The 647-nt window shown below is 63.4% G+C and carries 1 pseudogene; it reads right to left on the bottom strand.

The annotated features are described in order from the left end of the window. A pseudogene (locus G3N94_RS43340) lies at positions 1–647 on the bottom strand (RND family transporter); the annotation flags it as partial.

Raw genomic sequence — 647 nt, 5'->3', positions numbered from 1 at the left:
TGAGGACCCGATTGATCGTTGTCGCCTTGTGATCGGTCAGGTACAGGTGAACGGCAGTCATGCTGCAATTGGCCGTCATGAAGCCCTTCAGGCGCGCCACATCGACCGACACCGCGCCGTAGTTCTCGGGGTCGATCGGGACGACGTTCATCTTGGGATAGTCTTCGTTGTAGCCCGCGTTGTAGGTGCGCAGCATCGCCGAGTAGGACTGTGCGGACACCACACCCGGCTCGGTGCGCATCGCGGCGGTGAATTCGTCCTCATACAGCCCGACCGCAGGGTTGTCGCACGCGTTGCCGCTCGACTCCATGGCCACCGAGAGCCAGTCGAGCCCCATGTCGTAGTGGCCCGCGATCGACGTCGCATCCCGGTTGAACCGCGCTTCCTCACGCAACTCCGGGGCGCCCGGTTGCAGCGTGCCAATCACGCGGTCGCGGCTCTGCCAGACGGAAAGTGCGAATACCATCAACGTGATCAAAAGCGTGACGCCTGCGAACTTCGGCTGGGCCACCCGCGACAACGGTCGCAGGAACGCCGAGCGCCACGCGCTTCGCTTGAGCGCGCTCTCGGCGTACGCCTGGGTGAAGTTGAAACACGATGCGGCAACCGGCAGCAGGATCAGGTTGGTGACGATCTTGTAGGCGACG

This window comes from Burkholderia sp. Ac-20353 (genome assembly GCF_017104785.1).
In the GTDB taxonomy this organism is placed as follows: Bacteria; Pseudomonadota; Gammaproteobacteria; order Burkholderiales; family Burkholderiaceae; genus Burkholderia.
Note: the sequence above shows the minus strand (reverse complement) of the source record. Positions and strands in the feature narration are given on the sequence as shown.